Here is a 16,086-nt window from a genome sequence, read left to right as displayed (position 1 = left end):
TAGCATTATTTTTCATTTTAAATAGTAAATTTGCTATAAATCTATTTTAGCAAGGGAGTTAAAAGTAAATAATTTATAAAATTTATTATTAATATATTTAATTTAGCAACATTTAGTATTTTTTTTAAAGATTTTTTCCTAAAAAATATCCAGAAGTCCAGGCCCATTGTAAGTTAAATCCGCCGCATTCGCCGTAAACATCCAGTATTTCTCCAGCAAAATACAGATTTTTAACTTTTTTTGATTCCAGATTTTCCAGATTTATTTCACTTAGAGGAATACCGCCAGCCGTAACTTGAGCCGCTTTAAAGCCGTTTGTATCAATAATTTTTATTCTATATTTTTTTAAAGTTGTACAAATTTTACGAATCTCGTTATCTGTAAGTTTATTTATACTTTTTGATAACTTTTCTATTCCTGCCGATTTTGTTAAAAATTGTCCCAGTTTTTTATTGACAACTCCATTAAAAAATTGTTCCATTGTAAAATCCTTTAATATTGTCCGACGTTTTTTCAAAATTTCAAAAATTTCATTATAAGTAAATTTTGGCATAAAGTCAATTTCAAATTCCACGTTTCTGTAAATTGGGAAAACATACGAAATGTTAAAAACTACATTTCCAGAAATGCCAAAATCAGTAAACAGCAGTTCACCATCATAAGTACAAATTTTTTCTTTTTCACCGTTTCCATTTTCTCCAAAAGCTGTAACTTCCACATCCGACTTAATTCCTTTTAAACCTTTAATTTTTTCTTTTTCTGCCTTTAGCTGTACAATAACAGGCGTTAATTCTGTAACAGTATGCCCAAAGGTTTTTGCCAGCTCATAGCCGCTCCCGTTTGAACCAAGTTCAGGATAAGACTTTCCACCAGTTGCAATAACTACTTTTTTGGTAATTATTTGTTTTTTATCTTCAGAAATTATCTTAAAATCAAACATTTCCTTTTCAATTTTTGTGACATAAAAATCTGTAATTATCTCTATTCCAAGACTTTGTGCATAAAATCTAAGTCCATCTACAATTGATGCAGCCTGTCCGCTAAGTGGATAAACTTTCCCTCGATTTTCCTCATTACAAATAATCCCGACTTCATCTTCAAAAAATCTCATTGCATCTTGTGAAGTAAAGCTTTCCAAAATTTTCTCAATAGGCTGCTTCATTTTCTCAATTCCAAAATAATTTCTATTGGAAGCATTTACATTTGTCAAGTTGCATCGTCCATTTCCAGTTGTAAGCACTTTTTTTAGAACTCTGTCCTTTCTTTCCAGAATGACAACATCCCTTCCGTTTTTCTTTGCAGTGATCGCTGTCAGAAAACCTGAAGCGCCACCTCCAATTATCGCTATTTCTCTTTTCATCTTATAATTCCATTCTCCTAAATATTTATGATAAATTTTTTAAATTTTATTAATTTTTTGTTTAAATGCTAATTTATAAAATAAAAACGAGCCGTGTGCTCGTTTTTTTGTATGAAAGAAGTCTAAATGTAGAGATGGGGCGTCTCTATTAGACATTTATTTATATCATATATATGTATATTTGTCAATATTCTAAAAAAATTCAAATATTTTATGATTTTGATTAATATTTTTTTATTTTAATTTTTATTTTAATAAAATTTTTTGTGATTTTAGTTTTAATAAAACAATTTTATTATATTTAAAAAAGAAGAAATATAAAAATTTATAGAAAAATATTTATAAACAATAATCTGTCTCATAAACTTAAATAAATAAAAACTATAAGTCAGAGTAAAAAATTTGATTTTTGAAAAAAAATAAAGTACAATTTAAGTAGGAAAATAAGGAAAAATACGATTATGGGGGTATAAAATGAAACATAAAAAAGAAAAAATTGTAAAGACGAATGCATTAAGACAACTAGATAAACAGAAGATTCCATATATTATTCATACTTATGAGTGGAGCGAGGATAAAAGCGGAGGGCTTGGTGTTGCGGAAAAATTGCCTGAATTGGCGGATAGGGTTTTTAAGACTATTGTGTTAAAGGGAAAAAGTAAGAATTTGTACGTTTGTGTGATTCATGGAGAGGCTCATCTTGATTTAAAGAAGGTAGCAAAGGCTTGTGGGGAGAAAAATATTGATTTATTGCCACTTTCAGAACTGGAGAAGGAAACAGGATATATTCGTGGAGGCTGTTCTCCTGTGGGAATGAAGAAACTGTTCAGTACTTTTTTTGACAAGGAAGTTGAAAAATTTCACAAAATAATGGTTTCAGCTGGAAGAAGAGGATTACAGATGGAAGTGGAAACAAAAAAGTTGATTGAAGTAGTGAAAGGGAATATTGTGGATTTGACAATGGAAGAAATTTAGATTGTGAAGGGATGATGGTTTTTATGAAAGAGAAAATTAAAATTGGAAAAGAAGAAATCGAAAAAATGAGGGAAAATAGTAGAGATGTTATGAAACTTACTCTTGAACTTAATACAAAATATAATTCGGCACAGGAGATTGTGGAGCTTATGTCGAAAATTACAGGTAAAGAAGTTGATAAAAGTTTTGCTCTTTTTCCGCCGTTTAATACAGATTATGGAAAAAATATTACTTTTGGTAAAAATGTATTTATAAATGCCGGATGCAAGTTTCAGGATCAAGGGGGAATTACAATAGGAGATAATGTTTTAATAGGGCATAATGTAGTTCTGGCTACATTGGATCATAATACTTGTGTGAGTAAAAGGGCTGAACTGTTTGCAGCGCCAATTATTATTGAAGATAATGTATGGATTGGAGCAAATGTTACAGTTACATCTGGTGTTACCATTGGGAAAGGCTCTATTGTAGCAGCTGGGGCGGTTGTTACGAAAGATGTTCCAGAATACAGTATTGCAGGAGGGATTCCTGCTAAAGTGATAAGAGAGTTGACAGAAGAAGAGAGAAAGTAAACGATGAAGGAGGAAAAGATACGATGTTTAAACGTTAATTTATTTTTCTGCTTCATTCCTTTAGTATGCATTTTGGTTATAGTGAACTTGCAAAATTGATATTGTACTTTAGGAAAATTTTTTTGTAAAATATGTTCAAGAAGATTGATAGTGTAACTATAATTTAGAAAACGGATATATAAAATTAGGAGGAAATATTATGAAATACGTAACTTTAAACAATGGAGTAAAAATGCCGATATTAGGATTCGGAGTATTTCAAATTGATGATATGAAAGAATGTGAGGAAGCAGTTTACAATGCGTTAAAAGCAGGATATAGATTAATTGATACAGCTGCAGCTTATAAAAATGAAGAAGCGGTAGGAAGAGCGATAAAAAGAAGTGGAATACCGAGAGAAGAAATTTTTGTTACAACAAAATTATGGGTAAGTGATGTAAATTATGAAAAGGCAAAATTGGCATTTGAAACTTCTTTAAAAAAATTGGATTTGGAATATATTGATTTATATCTGATACATCAGCCATTTAATGATGTATATGGAGCTTGGAGAGCGATGACAGAGCTGTATAAGGAAGGGAAAATAAAAGCAATTGGTGTAAGTAACTTCTATCCTGACAGACTGGTTGATTTTATTATGAATAATGAAGTAGTGCCAGCTGTAAATCAAGTGGAAACACATCCTTTCAATCAGCAGGTTAAAGCAAATGAAATAATGAAGGAATATGGGGTTCAAATAGAATCATGGGGACCTTTTGCAGAAGGAAAAAATGGAATATTTGCAAATGAAATTTTGTCTGAAATTGGTAAAAAATACAACAAATCTGTGGCTCAGGTAATTTTAAGATGGCTAATTCAGAGAAATATAGTTGCAATACCTAAATCAACAAGAAAAGACAGAATTGAAGAAAATTTTAATGTATTTGACTTTGAATTGAACAGCGAGGATATGGGAAAAATATCTGAACTTGATAAAAAGGAAAGTTTATTTTTAAACCATGATGATGTAGAAATAGTAAAATGGCTTAATGGAAGGAAATAATAAAAATACGAGGGAGATTTCTTCCCTCTTATTTTTTAAGAATTTTCACTAAAATTATCAAAAATTTTTTCAATTTCATTTTTTATACTTTTCTTACAGACACAGTAGAAAGTCATTTTTGCTTCCTTGTCAGCAATTGGGATTGAAATATTATTTTTGAAATTGTCTTCACGTTCAAGTGTGAAATTTGAACGGAAATGCAGTAAATTTTGCATTTCAGCTAATTCCTGATAAATAATCCTGTCACTTTGAATAAGGAAGTTCATATTAGGCATTTTTTCTAAAACTACATCCTTCCATATTCCGATTGGATTGAATAAGAGCATTCTGTCATCTGTAATATCTGAAAAATGTATTTCCTTTTTTTTAGCCAGCGGATGCTGCAAAGGAACTGATAAAAATAATTGTTCAGTTTTGTATTTTATGCAGAAAAATTCAGAATTATCAATAGGTTCAGAAAGAATAATCATCTGATAACTTCCATTTTTAAGTTTTTCAAATAACTGAAGATTATTTTCTATTTTATGAAGAATATATTTTTCAGGATAAAATCTTCCAAATAATGAAATCATATCCCACAATGGAGCTGGAGCACATGAACCAATTGAAAAATTATTTAGAACCTGATTATTTTTATTAACTTTTTCTTCCATTTCATCTACAAGATTCAATATTTTTTCTGCGTACTGGATAACAGTTTTTCCATTTTCATTTAATTCCATCTTATTTTTTTTCCTGTCAAAAAGTTCAACCCCTAAAGTTTTTTCCAGCTTTTGTATCGAACGGGAAAGGGCAGGCTGTGAAATATACAATTTTTCAGCGGCTTTTGATAATGTTCCATATGTTGCAAACGCGATAAGCTGTTTAAGTTGTTCCAATTCTATCATATAAATCACCTCATATAATTTTTATTTCTAGTATGCATTTTAATTATAGCACATTTTCTAAACGGTATTGTACTTCTATCTTAAATTTTAGTATTATAACTATATATAAAGATAAGGAAATAAAAATAAGAAAATGAAGGAGATTATATATGAAAAACTAAAAATTAAATTCCTTACTGATTTATGATATGATTACATTATTATAAAATTATTAGAAAGTGTTTTTATGAGATGAAATGTCCTATCTGATTGGATATATGGAAATATCTTCTTTTTACCGGGCATTTAAAAGTGAACAAGGGAAAAAGTATTGCAGTATCATAAAGAGAAAGAATAAATATGAAAATGTGTCATAAATTTGGCGTATTTTTTTTTCGTTGCAAAAATGTGAATATTTTCTAGAAGAAGAACTTTTAACATTAGAATTTTAAAAAAAGAATATTAGAAATAACTTTACATAACTATACTAATATGGTATTCTATAAAAGAAAATAATAGAAATACACATCATGGGAAAATACTGTTCGTCTTATTACTAATTAAAAAATTTTTTATTAAAAGAAGGAGCTGAGTGTCGTGAAAAAAGTGACAAAAAAAGCATTTGGGATTTTAGCATTAGTTGTATTATCAGTGCCTGCTCAAGCAGGGTGGTTATCCAATCTAGGACAGAGAATAGTAAATGGTGCAGCGAATACTGTACAGACTAACATTTCTGGAAAGGTCAACAAAGCAGTAAATGATGTTATGGATGGGAAAGTTGGAAATCAGCCTAGTGAAAAAAAGACAAATCAGAAATCGAAAGAAACATCTACTGTACAAACACAAGATTCAAAAGTTTCTGCTAAAACTGCTGAAGAAGCTGTTGAAGGTAAAATAACGTCGACTACTAAGAGGGGAAGAGCTATACCGTATACTAATAATTATGAAGACATAGATCTTGGTATAACAAAATTTAGAGGAGAACCAATTTTTGGTCAAAGTTTAAAAATTGGACAAACCAAATCATCTATAGATCAATTTTTAGATCCTGGATATTATTTGATTTCTATCAGTGCAAGTTCTTATAGTGATCATATCAGTGCTATATATGAACATGAAGAAAAGGGAATTCAGTTTGGATTTGGTATTATTACAAGAAAAAGAATATATGATACTGGTAATTATAAAATTGTTGGTGGTCAGAATGGACTTTTATACATTGTAGAAGTTTTGCCAAATACACAAGGACATTTAGAAGTTAATTTGGTAAATAGTCAAAGATTAATGGGATCTGGAAATTTATCAATTTATAAAATCCCAGGGCCTACATTAAAGTAAGACAAAAAGGGCTGTCTCAAAATGATTAAAATTTTGAGTTCAGCTTCTTTTTTTTATAAAAAGAATAAAAATATTGTAGTCATACCACCCATTTACTTTCTGACAAGGGGTCTTGACTCCTTGCTAAACAGAATTATAAAAACTCCCTTGTTTTAATGGGAATAGTATAAAAAGTAGAAAAAATTGTGCAACTTTTAAAAACCTCAAACTCTTGATACTGTTAGAGTTCGAGGTTTTAACTGTCAAATTTGAGAATATATCATATACATTTTTCTTTGTTAAATTATATTTTATTTTTGTTACATTAAACACAAAAAAAACATACATATATTTCATATGTATGTATAATTCCACCTTTTTGGGGTCAGTACTGGTATGTTATTAGATTGACTAATAAAATTTATGAGTTTTTGGATCAATATAAGTTGCCTGTTTAGTTGGTGTATTTAAGAATTGTGAAGCACCTATATGTGTTGTTTCCATTATAGCGAATAAACTATTGCTTTGCTGTTCCATATATGCAGTTGATACAATAAATCGCACAATTGCCTTTTTAACAGGTTTACCATTAGAGTATTTCGTTTTTACTTTAAACTTTATGCTATCCCAATATCTAGGATAGTAAACTGTTCCATTATCATAAACATAAAAATGCCATGCTCCAGCATAAATATCCTTCTTATTGTTTATAAACTCTACGGCATCACTTGAATAATATGGTATCAGAGCGGCATACGACATTGACCCTAAATATTGAATTATAGCTATGTACTCTTTACCAGGTTCAACTTCGACTTCAACAGGATATACTTTTAAATCACGAGTGTTTCCAGGCTTTAACGAACCTGTTCCGTCAGGTCCCAACTCTACTGGCATATTAACTGTTAATGGCATAGAAACATCTTTTCCGATTATTTCATAAACAAATTTTTTCTCTGCACGAACACAATTAAAGAAAAGTTCCTTCTCCTTTTCACTTCTCCATACATTATTTGGAAGAAGTGCATGGCTAATAGGCCTATAATTTTTTTGAAACTTTGCATTTGATACTGAACATTCTTCAGCTCCTGCAAAAACTGCAGTATTAATACAGGTTAACAAAAATATTATTTCTAAAAAAATCCTTCTCATAGATTTCATGACAGCACACTCCTTTATTTAATTTTAAAATTTCTAAGTTACTGATAAAACGACTTGTATTTTTTTACGATATGTACCTCTATCACTTTTACTTATATAATACCATATTAGTGTGTCCATGTAAAGCATTTCTGAATTAATTTTATGTTGTGAGATAATACATATGTGACAAGAATATACAAAAAAAGAAAGGTTTCTGATATAATGTAAGCCAACCAAAACCACATTAAGGAGAAACCTTTCATATGAGTAGTATATCAGAAATATACCGTGTTCGTCAACGGGCAATTGAGTATGCAATAAAACATAATAATAATTCAAAGGCAGCAGTGAATTATAAGACATCACGTCAGCAGATAAAACGTTGGAGAGACAGATATGACGGCACAATCCAATCTCTTCTGCCAAAAAGCAGAAGACCTAAAAGCCACCCAAACTAGCACACGCAAGAAGAAATAGAACTGGTTATAAAAAAATACAGGAAATTTGGCTATGAAGGGCTGGCAGAAGTTTATGTCAAAGCAAGAAAGGAAGGCTACAGCCGTACATACGATTCAATGTGCAAGATAATAAGGAAAATAAAGGGCAATGCCAAAGAAAAGCCTAAAAAGCTACATAAAAGAAAAAAGAAGGTTGAACAGGCGAAGTACCCTGGGGAAAGAGTACAGATAGACATATTAAATGGGGAATAGTATAAAAAATAATTTACATAATATAAGGGAGTATGATATAATGTATGTGAGATAAAGAATTTGAAATTTCATTTATAAAAATATTTAGGAGGAAAAATGGAAAAAAAACTAACAAAATCAGCATCTGACAAAAAAATAATGGGTGTATGTGGTGGACTTGCAAAATACATGGATAAAGATTCTAACTTAATAAGAATAATAGCAGTTGTATTAGCAGTTATTACAGGCGGATCACTAGCAATCGCATATTTAATAGCAGGATTTGTTTTACCTGAAGGAGAATAATTCTTAAATAAAAATAAACATCAAAAGTCTATTTTAAAAAACATTAAGTTGTTATAGAAAATAGACTTTTTTTTATTTTATCCATCAAATTTAATAAGTTTTTTGTATAATTGGATAACTTTTTTCGATGTTTTTCAGTTTTGTAGTTTAACTGCTAGTTTTTTAGTTAATTAAAATATGTATCAGCTAATACTGAAAATTAAAATAACAAAAAATAATACATGGACTGGATTTTATTAATTCTTTTTAGTATAATTATTATTATGGATTCAAATGCAAGGAGAAGTAGTAAGATGAAAAAAGACAGATTAGTAGGCTTTTTTGATGGAGTTATAGCGATTATAATAACAGTTTTGGTATTGGAGCTGCCTAAAATAAAAGGTACGACATTAGCAGCTGTTTGGGAAAATAGAGTGAATTATTTTGCATATATAACGACATTTACACTGTTTGTAATATTTTGGGATACTCATCATATGATATTTGACAAGGTTGAGAAAATAAATTCTAAAATAGTTAAAATACAGATGCTTCTATTGTTTTTAAATACTTTGTTTCCATATATAACATTGTGGGTTTCTGAAAATCCTTACAGTTATTTGGTGGAATGTGTGTATATATTTTTTCTATTAGGAGAAAATACTATTTATTCATGGCTTTGCAATGAACTTGTAAAGGCAGATCCTGAGAATATAAAGCTAAAGAAAACAGTAATAAGCCTTAAAAGACACAAAATAACAACGATTTTACAAATTTCTTCTTTTGTACTAGGTTTATTTAATCCAATGCTTATGCTAATAATAGGATTTATTTCATTGTCAATATGGTATATTCCAATGCCTAAACTGAAAAAAAGAAATTTTAAAAAACATTAAAAAATGATAGAAATATTTTAGATAAAATAAATAAAGGAGAAAAAAATGAACTACAAACTTGTATTAATAGACTTGGATGATACACTTTTTGATTATCCAAAAACTGAAAAAACAGCGTTTAGGAACACTTTTGAAGAATTAGGATTTTTTGTGGAAAGTGACTTGGAGTATGCTAAGAAAGAAGAAATTTATGAGAAGCTAAAAGATAGATACAAAGATGTGAATTTGCAGTTGTGGAAGGATTTGGAAAAAGGGGCTGTGGATAAGGATAGATTAAAGGTTGTGAGATTTGAAAAAATAATTGAGGAGTTTGATTTGAAATACGATCCGTATGAAATGAGCGAACTTTATCTGAAAAAACTAGGAGAAGGGATTTTTCCATTTGAAGCAACTGAAAAACTGTGTGAATACTTACATTCAAAATACAAAGTTGGAATTGTAACTAATGGAATAAAGGAAGTCCAGTATTCACGAATAGAAAATTCAGAAATTGCCAAAGACATTGATAAAATTATCATTTCTGATGAAGTTGGTGTAAATAAACCTGATAAACGAATATTTGAATATGCAATGAATTATTTTGAAATAAGGGATAAATCTCAAGTTATAATGATAGGTGATTCATTAGGAGCAGATATAAAAGGCGGACAAAACGCTGGAATTGACACTTGCTGGGTAAATTTACGAAATAATGTGAATGATACTGGGATTATTCCGAAGTATGAAGTAAATAAACTTGAAAAATTATTTGAAATATTATAATTTACTCAAAACTTTAGTGAATTTATAAGAGAAATAAAATTTTCTTATAGTAAAATGACTAGAGAGTCAATTATTTAAAAAAATAAATAAAAAAGTAATTATTAAACCAAACAGCCTAATACAAAATTAAAAAGTGAACTGTATTAATGATTATAGATAAATTTTTATAAATTAAGTTTAATAAAAAATTAATAAAAGAGGAGGATGACATAAATGACTGAAAAAAGAAAAAGTTTTTTGTTTTTAATTATTTTTCTTTTGGTAAATAGTTTTGGGATTTCTGAAAGCCTAAAAGATGAAAATTATTTTGTGCTAAAAAAAGATGAACAAAATTTGATGGAAAGTAAAAAAGACAGCGAAAAAGAAGTTTTGGAAAATGAAGTTAAAATAGAATTGGACAGGAATATTTTAAATAAAGAAAAAAAATTAGAAAATAAAAAAGATATAGCTTTTCAGGAGAATAAGAGAATTGGGCTGGTGCTTAGTGGGGGAACAGCGAAAGGGCTTGCTCATATTGGAATATTGAAGGTTCTGGATGAAGAGAAGGTACCTGTGGAATATGCGACTGGAACGAGTATGGGAAGCATTATTGCAGGAATGTATAGCGTCGGATATACTCCGCAGGAAATTGAGGAAATAGCGATTAGTATGGATTGGCTGGGACTTTTTAGCGATAAAATCGAGAGAAAGGACAAGGGAGCTATAAGAAATTCGATTGAAGATAGAAATAGTACGGTAATTCCAATGAAAAATTTTATGCCAAAACTACCTAGCGGAGTTGTTGGTGGGAAAACTGCGAGCCAAAGGCTGAATGAAATTTTTTATGGAGCATTAAGAGTACAGGATTTTAGAAAATTTCCTAGGAAATTTGCGGCGGTTGCGACTGATTTGGAATCTGGAGAAGGAGTTATGATTGACAAGGGCTCGATTGCAACGGCAATTAGGGAAAGTTTATCGTTGCCGTCAATTTTTGCGCCAATTCGAGATGGGAAAAGACTTTATATTGACGGAGGAGTTACACGGAACTTACCTGTGCAGGATGTGAAGGTGCTTGGAGCAGATTATACTATTGGAGTGAATGTAGGAGACGGATTTACAAAAAGAGATGAGAATAAAATGAACTTGATTGATGTAATTTCAGATTCGACAACAATTGCTGGAAGACAGGAAGTGGAGCGTCAAATTCGTATGCTTGACCTGTATATGAAACCAGATTTGGAAAAGTTTGAGTCTTATGATTTTTCAAAGGTAAAGGAGCTTATCGAGGCAGGAGAGAAAATAGCGAGAGAAAATATAGATGAAATCAGAAAATTATCAAATCCTGAACTTTATGAAAAGCTGGAGGAAAAACGGAAAGAGTTTAGACGGACTTGGAGCGATGAGTACAATATTACAGGAGTTGTGATAGAAGGAAACAAAAAATATAAAAAAGCATATTTTGATAAATTTTTGCCTAAAAAACTTGGTGTTTTAAGCAGGCTGGATATGGAGGAAATAATTAATAATATTTATCAAAATGGTGATTTTACAACGGTTTATTACGAAGTGAAGGACAATGATTTGGTAATAAATGTGCAGGAAAAACCAAGTGATTATTTGACACTTTCGGGAAATATAAATAACGAGGACTTGGCTACGGTAAATGTTGGCTTTCAGGGAAGTAAAATTATAAATAACACGAATGTAAGATATTCAGTAACTGGAACGGTTGCAAATGAATATGGGGCAAGAGGTAAGGCTACCGCTGAACTTGGAAAAGATTCAAAAGCCTTGATTTACAGCGAATTTGAATATAAACGTGATATTATAAAAAATCAAAAATACAATAACGGATATTTCAACTTTGAAAACAGAAAATTCAAAATTGGAGCAGGAATTGGATTTGAAATGTATAAAAATCTGTTATTCTCAATTGGTGGAGGCTATCAGATTTCAGATGTGACAAAACATCAGAATAATGCTGAAAATGTAAGAAAATCATTCCCATACTTTGAAGCCCAGCTAGATTACGACACAAGAGACAGTATAAACTTTGCAACAAGAGGAGTGCATTTATTTTCAAAATATATATTAGCAAATGCAAAAAAGGCTAAATTTAACTCGTTAAGTGCAGGTGGAGAAATTAATATACCGATTGGCGAAAAAATTACAATTACTCCAAAAGTAGCATATCTAACATCTTATGGGGATGATATTCCAGAAACTTACAGACCTAAAATGGGAGGAATACGAACAGCTGACAATTCATTAGAATTTGCTGGAATGCCAGCAGATAAAATTCGTGGAAACAGTATTTTTATTGGAAGCTTGAAGGCTCAATATAATGTATCAAAACTTGTATATTTAGACACAACTTATTCAAGGGCAAACATTTCTCAAAAAAGCTACAGATTTGGAACTGAAGAAAAGGAAAGCTATAAATTTGGGTTTGGAGTAAAAGCCTTGTCAATTCCGCTTTATTTTGGATTTGCAAAAGTTCCAGGAGAAAGCTGGAGATACGTTATAAACTTTGGATATTCGCCAGAATAATAATTTTGGGAATAGTAAGCAAAGTAAAAGAAAAATCTTTTTCATATTGAAAAAATGTGATAGAATAAAGTATAAAAATTTAAGTAAAATTAGGAGGAAAAAATGAAAAAAATACCAGAAGCAGTTGGACCATATTCAGCTTTTAGAAGAGCAGGTGACTTTTTGTACATCTCAGGACAAATCGCAATAAATCCTGAAAATCAGCAAATTGAAGCTGTTACAGTAGAAGAACAGGCAAGACAAGTTCTTGAAAACTTGAAGGCAATCTTAGAAAACAACGGATTAACAACAAAAAACGTTATAAAAACAACTGTATTATTAGACAACATCAACGACTTTGGAGCAGTAAACAACATTTATGCAGAATACTTTACTGAACCATATCCAGCAAGATCAGCCTTTGCAGTAGATAAATTACCAAAAGGAGTTTTGGTGGAAATTGAAGCTATAGCTTATTTTGGAGAATAATTTTTAAATGAAACAGATGACTTTGGGGAAACTTGAAGTTATCTTTTTTTATAGGATTTTAAAATAATTAAAGTATAATTTTTTGTTTTAATAAACCGACGGAGCTTTTATTTGTTCAACTACGACTGTTTGACGACTGAAAGGAGGAGTTTCGGAGTTGGGCAAATAAAAGTCGTAGTCTAGCCATAGGTGTTGCGTAGCAATCTTGCCATACATTTTGATTCTCAGGATAAACCCTTATTGCAAGATAAGGATTTGCGGCAATGAGCAATCCTACGAAAAGAAAAAAGAAAAAAACTAATATTAAATAAAATAATCTAATACTAAACCCCATTATAAAATAGAAACTATACTAAGCACAAAAAGAATATAGTATGTAATTTAAACATTCGCTATTTAAATGGGTAATAAATAGTATTATACCTGTAGAAATACAAAATAAATTAATGAGAAAGGAAAAAACTATGAAGAACATATTAGCAGGAGAGAAAAAATACGAAAAAGGAATTAGTTTAATTTCAAGTTTTTTAGGAAAAGAAGAAAATTTTGATAAAGATGAATTGGAGTATATAGAAAATAAAAAAGGGAATCAATTTGCTTGTATGCAAACTTTATCTAATTATTATAATAAATTCTCTTCAATAAATTTATTAATAGAAAAAAATATTGAAAAACATAGATTAAATTGTCATATAGGTGGAAAATTGAGAATACTATCAACCAGTAGGTCAAGTATGCTTGTTACTCACCCAACTCAAATGTTTGAAATGTTTATGTCTAATAATCCAGATTTTATAACATTTTTCAAAAATAATATTGATATGATAATGCCTGATGATTATGACAGTGAAAAAAATAAATATGGATATTTAAAAAATGATTATGGATTATTTTTCTTAATTCGTGTAGTTCTTGATGCAATAAGAGGAGATTTTGAAGAAGTCAAAAAAAGATGTAGTGCATATTTGGAAAAGCCACTGAAAGATAGTTATTATAAATATGGAGAACTGCACTATGAATTTTTAAGTGCTTTGGCAGATAAAGATATTGATGGAATGAAAAAAGCGATAGATGGGATGATGGAACAGAAAGTAGCAAGAAAATTTTCAAATGATAATAATCCAAACTATGAATTTTACTTGCATGTATATGTCATAATATATGCCAAAATAGCATTATATCATGGAATAGATTTAGAAATAGACCATGAAGTGGCACCAAAAGAATTAATAGATATAACACCTCTTGAAAAATATGAAGATCCTTATGATTTTATGAAAGATTTTGATTTGGCAACGGTAACTCCGAAAGAATGGAAGGAATGGAAAAACAGCTGGAATTTAAATTTTTAACATAAGGAAATTAACTAATTAAATAAATTATGAATTGTTTTTTACATGAATTTATGTATTTTTTAATTTTAATTCGTTATGTCATGTTTTTAGAATTTGTTCAATAAGAATGATTGAAAATCTTTGTTAAAAGTGATAAAATTATAGATATAATGCTAAAAGATAGATTAATTTAATAAATAAAAAATGAAGGAGATAATATGCTGCATGGACTGGCTATAATTATTTCAAGCTGGATAATTCCGTTTGAAAGGCTGCATTATCTGATAATTATTGTTTTGACAGTATCGGTGCTTTTGTCGGATAAATCACCGAATGCGATGCTTGCCTGGATTTTTACAATTTTTACATTTCCGCTTGGTGGAGCAGTTTTGTATCTTTTGTTTGGGATTAACTGGAGAAGGAATAAGATAATTTCTAAGAAGATGAAAGGGGAAGAAAAAAAGCTGTATTCAAGGATTTTTAATTTTATGCAGCGGGACGTATCGGATATTTTTAGATCGCAGGACTTTTTTTATTATAATCGTCTTGAAAATGTGGATGGAAACACAGATAAAATGACTGAAGCAGAAATAAAAGTTACAATACGGAATCAGATTGATACAATGATAAAAAATATTAATTTAGGCAGTCAGCAAAGTGAACTTGTAAAAATGCTGTATGAGGCTGAAGGTACTTTTTTGACCAATAATGATTCGTATAAATTGTTTTTTCATGGGAAAGAAGCATTTGATTCGATTATTTTTGATATAGAAAATGCAAAAAGTACGATTTATATGGAATATTTTATTTGGAAGGCTGATGAGCTTGGGGAAAGAATAAAAAATGCACTTTTGAAAAAGGCTAAGGAAGGAGTTAAAATAAAACTGCTTTTTGACGGAGTGGGAACTTGGAAATTGCCTAGAAAATATAAAAAGGAGCTTAGAAACGCTGGGATTGAAATAAGATGGTTTTTGGATGTTAAATTTTTTATTTCCAAGATGAATTATCGTAATCATAGAAAAATAGCGTTAATCGATAATAATATAGTGCATACTGGCGGTATGAATGTAGGGCAGGAATATATAGACGGTGGAAAGAGGTTTGACAGCTGGAGAGATACGAATATTCGGATTACAGGAGAAATAATTGGGCAGTATCTGGCAATTTTTGTTACAGATTGGCTAAACAGCGGTGGGAAAGACGATTTTATTGAAGATATAAAAAAAGAGGCAGTTCACGAACTGGAAGAGCAAAAACCGATAGATAAGCAAGAAAAACTGGAATATTTGATGCAGGTTTCCTCAAGCGGGCCTGACACCGAATGGACCACTTTGAAATATCTATATTCTAAAATGATTGCAACGGCGAAAGAGGAAGTGCTGATTCAAAGTCCATATTTTGTACCTGATTATGATTTGATTTCGCAACTGAAAATGGCGGCTCTTTCTGGAGTAAAAATAAAAATAATGGTTACAGGAGTGCCAGATAAGAAAATGCCTTACTGGATAGCAGAAACTTATTTTGCGGAATTAATTGAAGCAGGCATTGAGATTTACCGTTATACAGCGGGATTTTTACACAGTAAAAATATTATTGTGGATGAAAAAATATCAACACTTGGAACGTGTAACTTTGATATGCGGAGCTTTGAAATAAATTACGAGGTAAATTCGGTATTTTATAACGAGAATATCAGTAAGGACTTGAAGACACAATTTATAGAGGATTTGGAAGCATGTGAAAGGTTCGATGAGGTAAGGCTAAAAAAGGTGACTTTTATGAAACGGCTCAGAAACTCTGTGTTTAAACTGATTTCACCAATAATGTAAATAAATTATAGCAATTGTA

Annotated in this window: 14 protein-coding genes and 1 pseudogene; 12 read left to right on the top strand and 3 right to left on the bottom strand. The window is 30.2% G+C overall.

The genetic code is table 11. The features are described 5' to 3' along the window. Window positions 1-124: 124 nt before the first annotated feature. Window positions 125-1,360, bottom strand: coding sequence for a BaiN/RdsA family NAD(P)/FAD-dependent oxidoreductase (locus tag BQ5344_RS09880; RefSeq protein WP_071125171.1), 1,236 nt, complete (start codon window positions 1,358-1,360; stop codon window positions 125-127). Between the two features lie 474 nt (window positions 1,361-1,834). Between BQ5344_RS09880 and ybaK the strand changes: the two genes are divergently transcribed. The 3 genes from ybaK (at window position 1,835) to BQ5344_RS09865 (ending at window position 3,949) form a co-directional block, all read left to right on the top strand. Further along, the gene (ybaK, locus tag BQ5344_RS09875; RefSeq protein ID WP_071125170.1) at window positions 1,835-2,335 is read left to right on the top strand and encodes a Cys-tRNA(Pro) deacylase; all 501 of its coding nucleotides are present in this window, start codon (window positions 1,835-1,837) and stop codon (window positions 2,333-2,335) included. Window positions 2,336-2,358: 23 nt separating this feature from the next. Next, on the top strand, window positions 2,359-2,907 hold the full coding sequence (locus tag BQ5344_RS09870; protein ID WP_071125169.1) for a sugar O-acetyltransferase: 549 nt from the start codon (window positions 2,359-2,361) through the stop codon (window positions 2,905-2,907). Window positions 2,908-3,106: 199 nt separating this feature from the next. After that, entirely contained in the window at window positions 3,107-3,949 is an 843-nt protein-coding gene (locus BQ5344_RS09865) for an aldo/keto reductase (RefSeq protein WP_071125168.1), read from the top strand. A 35-nt stretch (window positions 3,950-3,984) separates the two neighbouring features. On the opposite strand, the gene BQ5344_RS09860 is transcribed toward BQ5344_RS09865, so the two are convergent. Beyond that, on the bottom strand, window positions 3,985-4,836 hold the full coding sequence (locus tag BQ5344_RS09860; protein WP_071125167.1) for a LysR family transcriptional regulator: 852 nt from the start codon (window positions 4,834-4,836) through the stop codon (window positions 3,985-3,987). Between the two features lie 576 nt (window positions 4,837-5,412). Here BQ5344_RS09860 and BQ5344_RS09855 point away from each other — a divergent pair. Further along, window positions 5,413-6,153, top strand: a complete 741-nt coding sequence (locus BQ5344_RS09855; protein WP_071125166.1) for a hypothetical protein — start codon at window positions 5,413-5,415, stop codon at window positions 6,151-6,153. A gap of 390 nt (window positions 6,154-6,543) precedes the next feature. Here BQ5344_RS09855 and BQ5344_RS09850 read toward each other — a convergent pair whose 3' ends face one another. Next, complete coding sequence (locus tag BQ5344_RS09850) at window positions 6,544-7,293, bottom strand: hypothetical protein (RefSeq protein ID WP_071125165.1); 750 nt, start codon at window positions 7,291-7,293, stop codon at window positions 6,544-6,546. A gap of 245 nt (window positions 7,294-7,538) precedes the next feature. Between BQ5344_RS09850 and BQ5344_RS12630 the strand changes: the two are divergent. From BQ5344_RS12630 to cls, 8 genes and pseudogenes are all read left to right on the top strand, one after another. Next, window positions 7,539-7,970: pseudogene (locus BQ5344_RS12630) on the top strand (helix-turn-helix domain-containing protein); the annotation flags it as partial. Window positions 7,971-8,081: 111 nt separating this feature from the next. Next, complete coding sequence (locus BQ5344_RS09840) at window positions 8,082-8,270, top strand: PspC domain-containing protein (protein WP_021769380.1); 189 nt, start codon at window positions 8,082-8,084, stop codon at window positions 8,268-8,270. A 293-nt stretch (window positions 8,271-8,563) separates the two neighbouring features. After that, window positions 8,564-9,145 (top strand): TMEM175 family protein, encoded by a 582-nt coding sequence (locus BQ5344_RS09835; protein ID WP_071125163.1) that lies wholly within the window; start codon window positions 8,564-8,566, stop codon window positions 9,143-9,145. 45 nt (window positions 9,146-9,190) lie between these two features. Then, window positions 9,191-9,907, top strand: a complete 717-nt coding sequence (locus BQ5344_RS09830) for a YjjG family noncanonical pyrimidine nucleotidase (protein WP_071125162.1) — start codon at window positions 9,191-9,193, stop codon at window positions 9,905-9,907. 213 nt (window positions 9,908-10,120) lie between these two features. Then, the gene (locus BQ5344_RS09825; RefSeq protein WP_071125161.1) at window positions 10,121-12,436 is read left to right on the top strand and encodes a patatin-like phospholipase family protein; all 2,316 of its coding nucleotides are present in this window, start codon (window positions 10,121-10,123) and stop codon (window positions 12,434-12,436) included. A 102-nt stretch (window positions 12,437-12,538) separates the two neighbouring features. After that, on the top strand, window positions 12,539-12,904 hold the full coding sequence (locus tag BQ5344_RS09820; RefSeq protein ID WP_071125160.1) for a Rid family detoxifying hydrolase: 366 nt from the start codon (window positions 12,539-12,541) through the stop codon (window positions 12,902-12,904). A 464-nt stretch (window positions 12,905-13,368) separates the two neighbouring features. Continuing rightward, window positions 13,369-14,256, top strand: a complete 888-nt coding sequence (locus tag BQ5344_RS09815) for an Imm49 family immunity protein (RefSeq protein WP_235846147.1) — start codon at window positions 13,369-13,371, stop codon at window positions 14,254-14,256. Window positions 14,257-14,456: 200 nt separating this feature from the next. Then, complete coding sequence (gene cls, locus BQ5344_RS09810) at window positions 14,457-16,067, top strand: cardiolipin synthase (protein WP_071125159.1); 1,611 nt, start codon at window positions 14,457-14,459, stop codon at window positions 16,065-16,067. Window positions 16,068-16,086 lie beyond the last annotated feature (19 nt).

This window comes from Leptotrichia massiliensis (genome assembly GCF_900104625.1).
Lineage (GTDB): Bacteria > Fusobacteriota > Fusobacteriia > Fusobacteriales > Leptotrichiaceae > Leptotrichia > Leptotrichia massiliensis.
The sequence above is the reverse complement of the archived record's forward strand: the minus strand, read 5'-3'. Positions and strand labels throughout refer to the sequence as shown.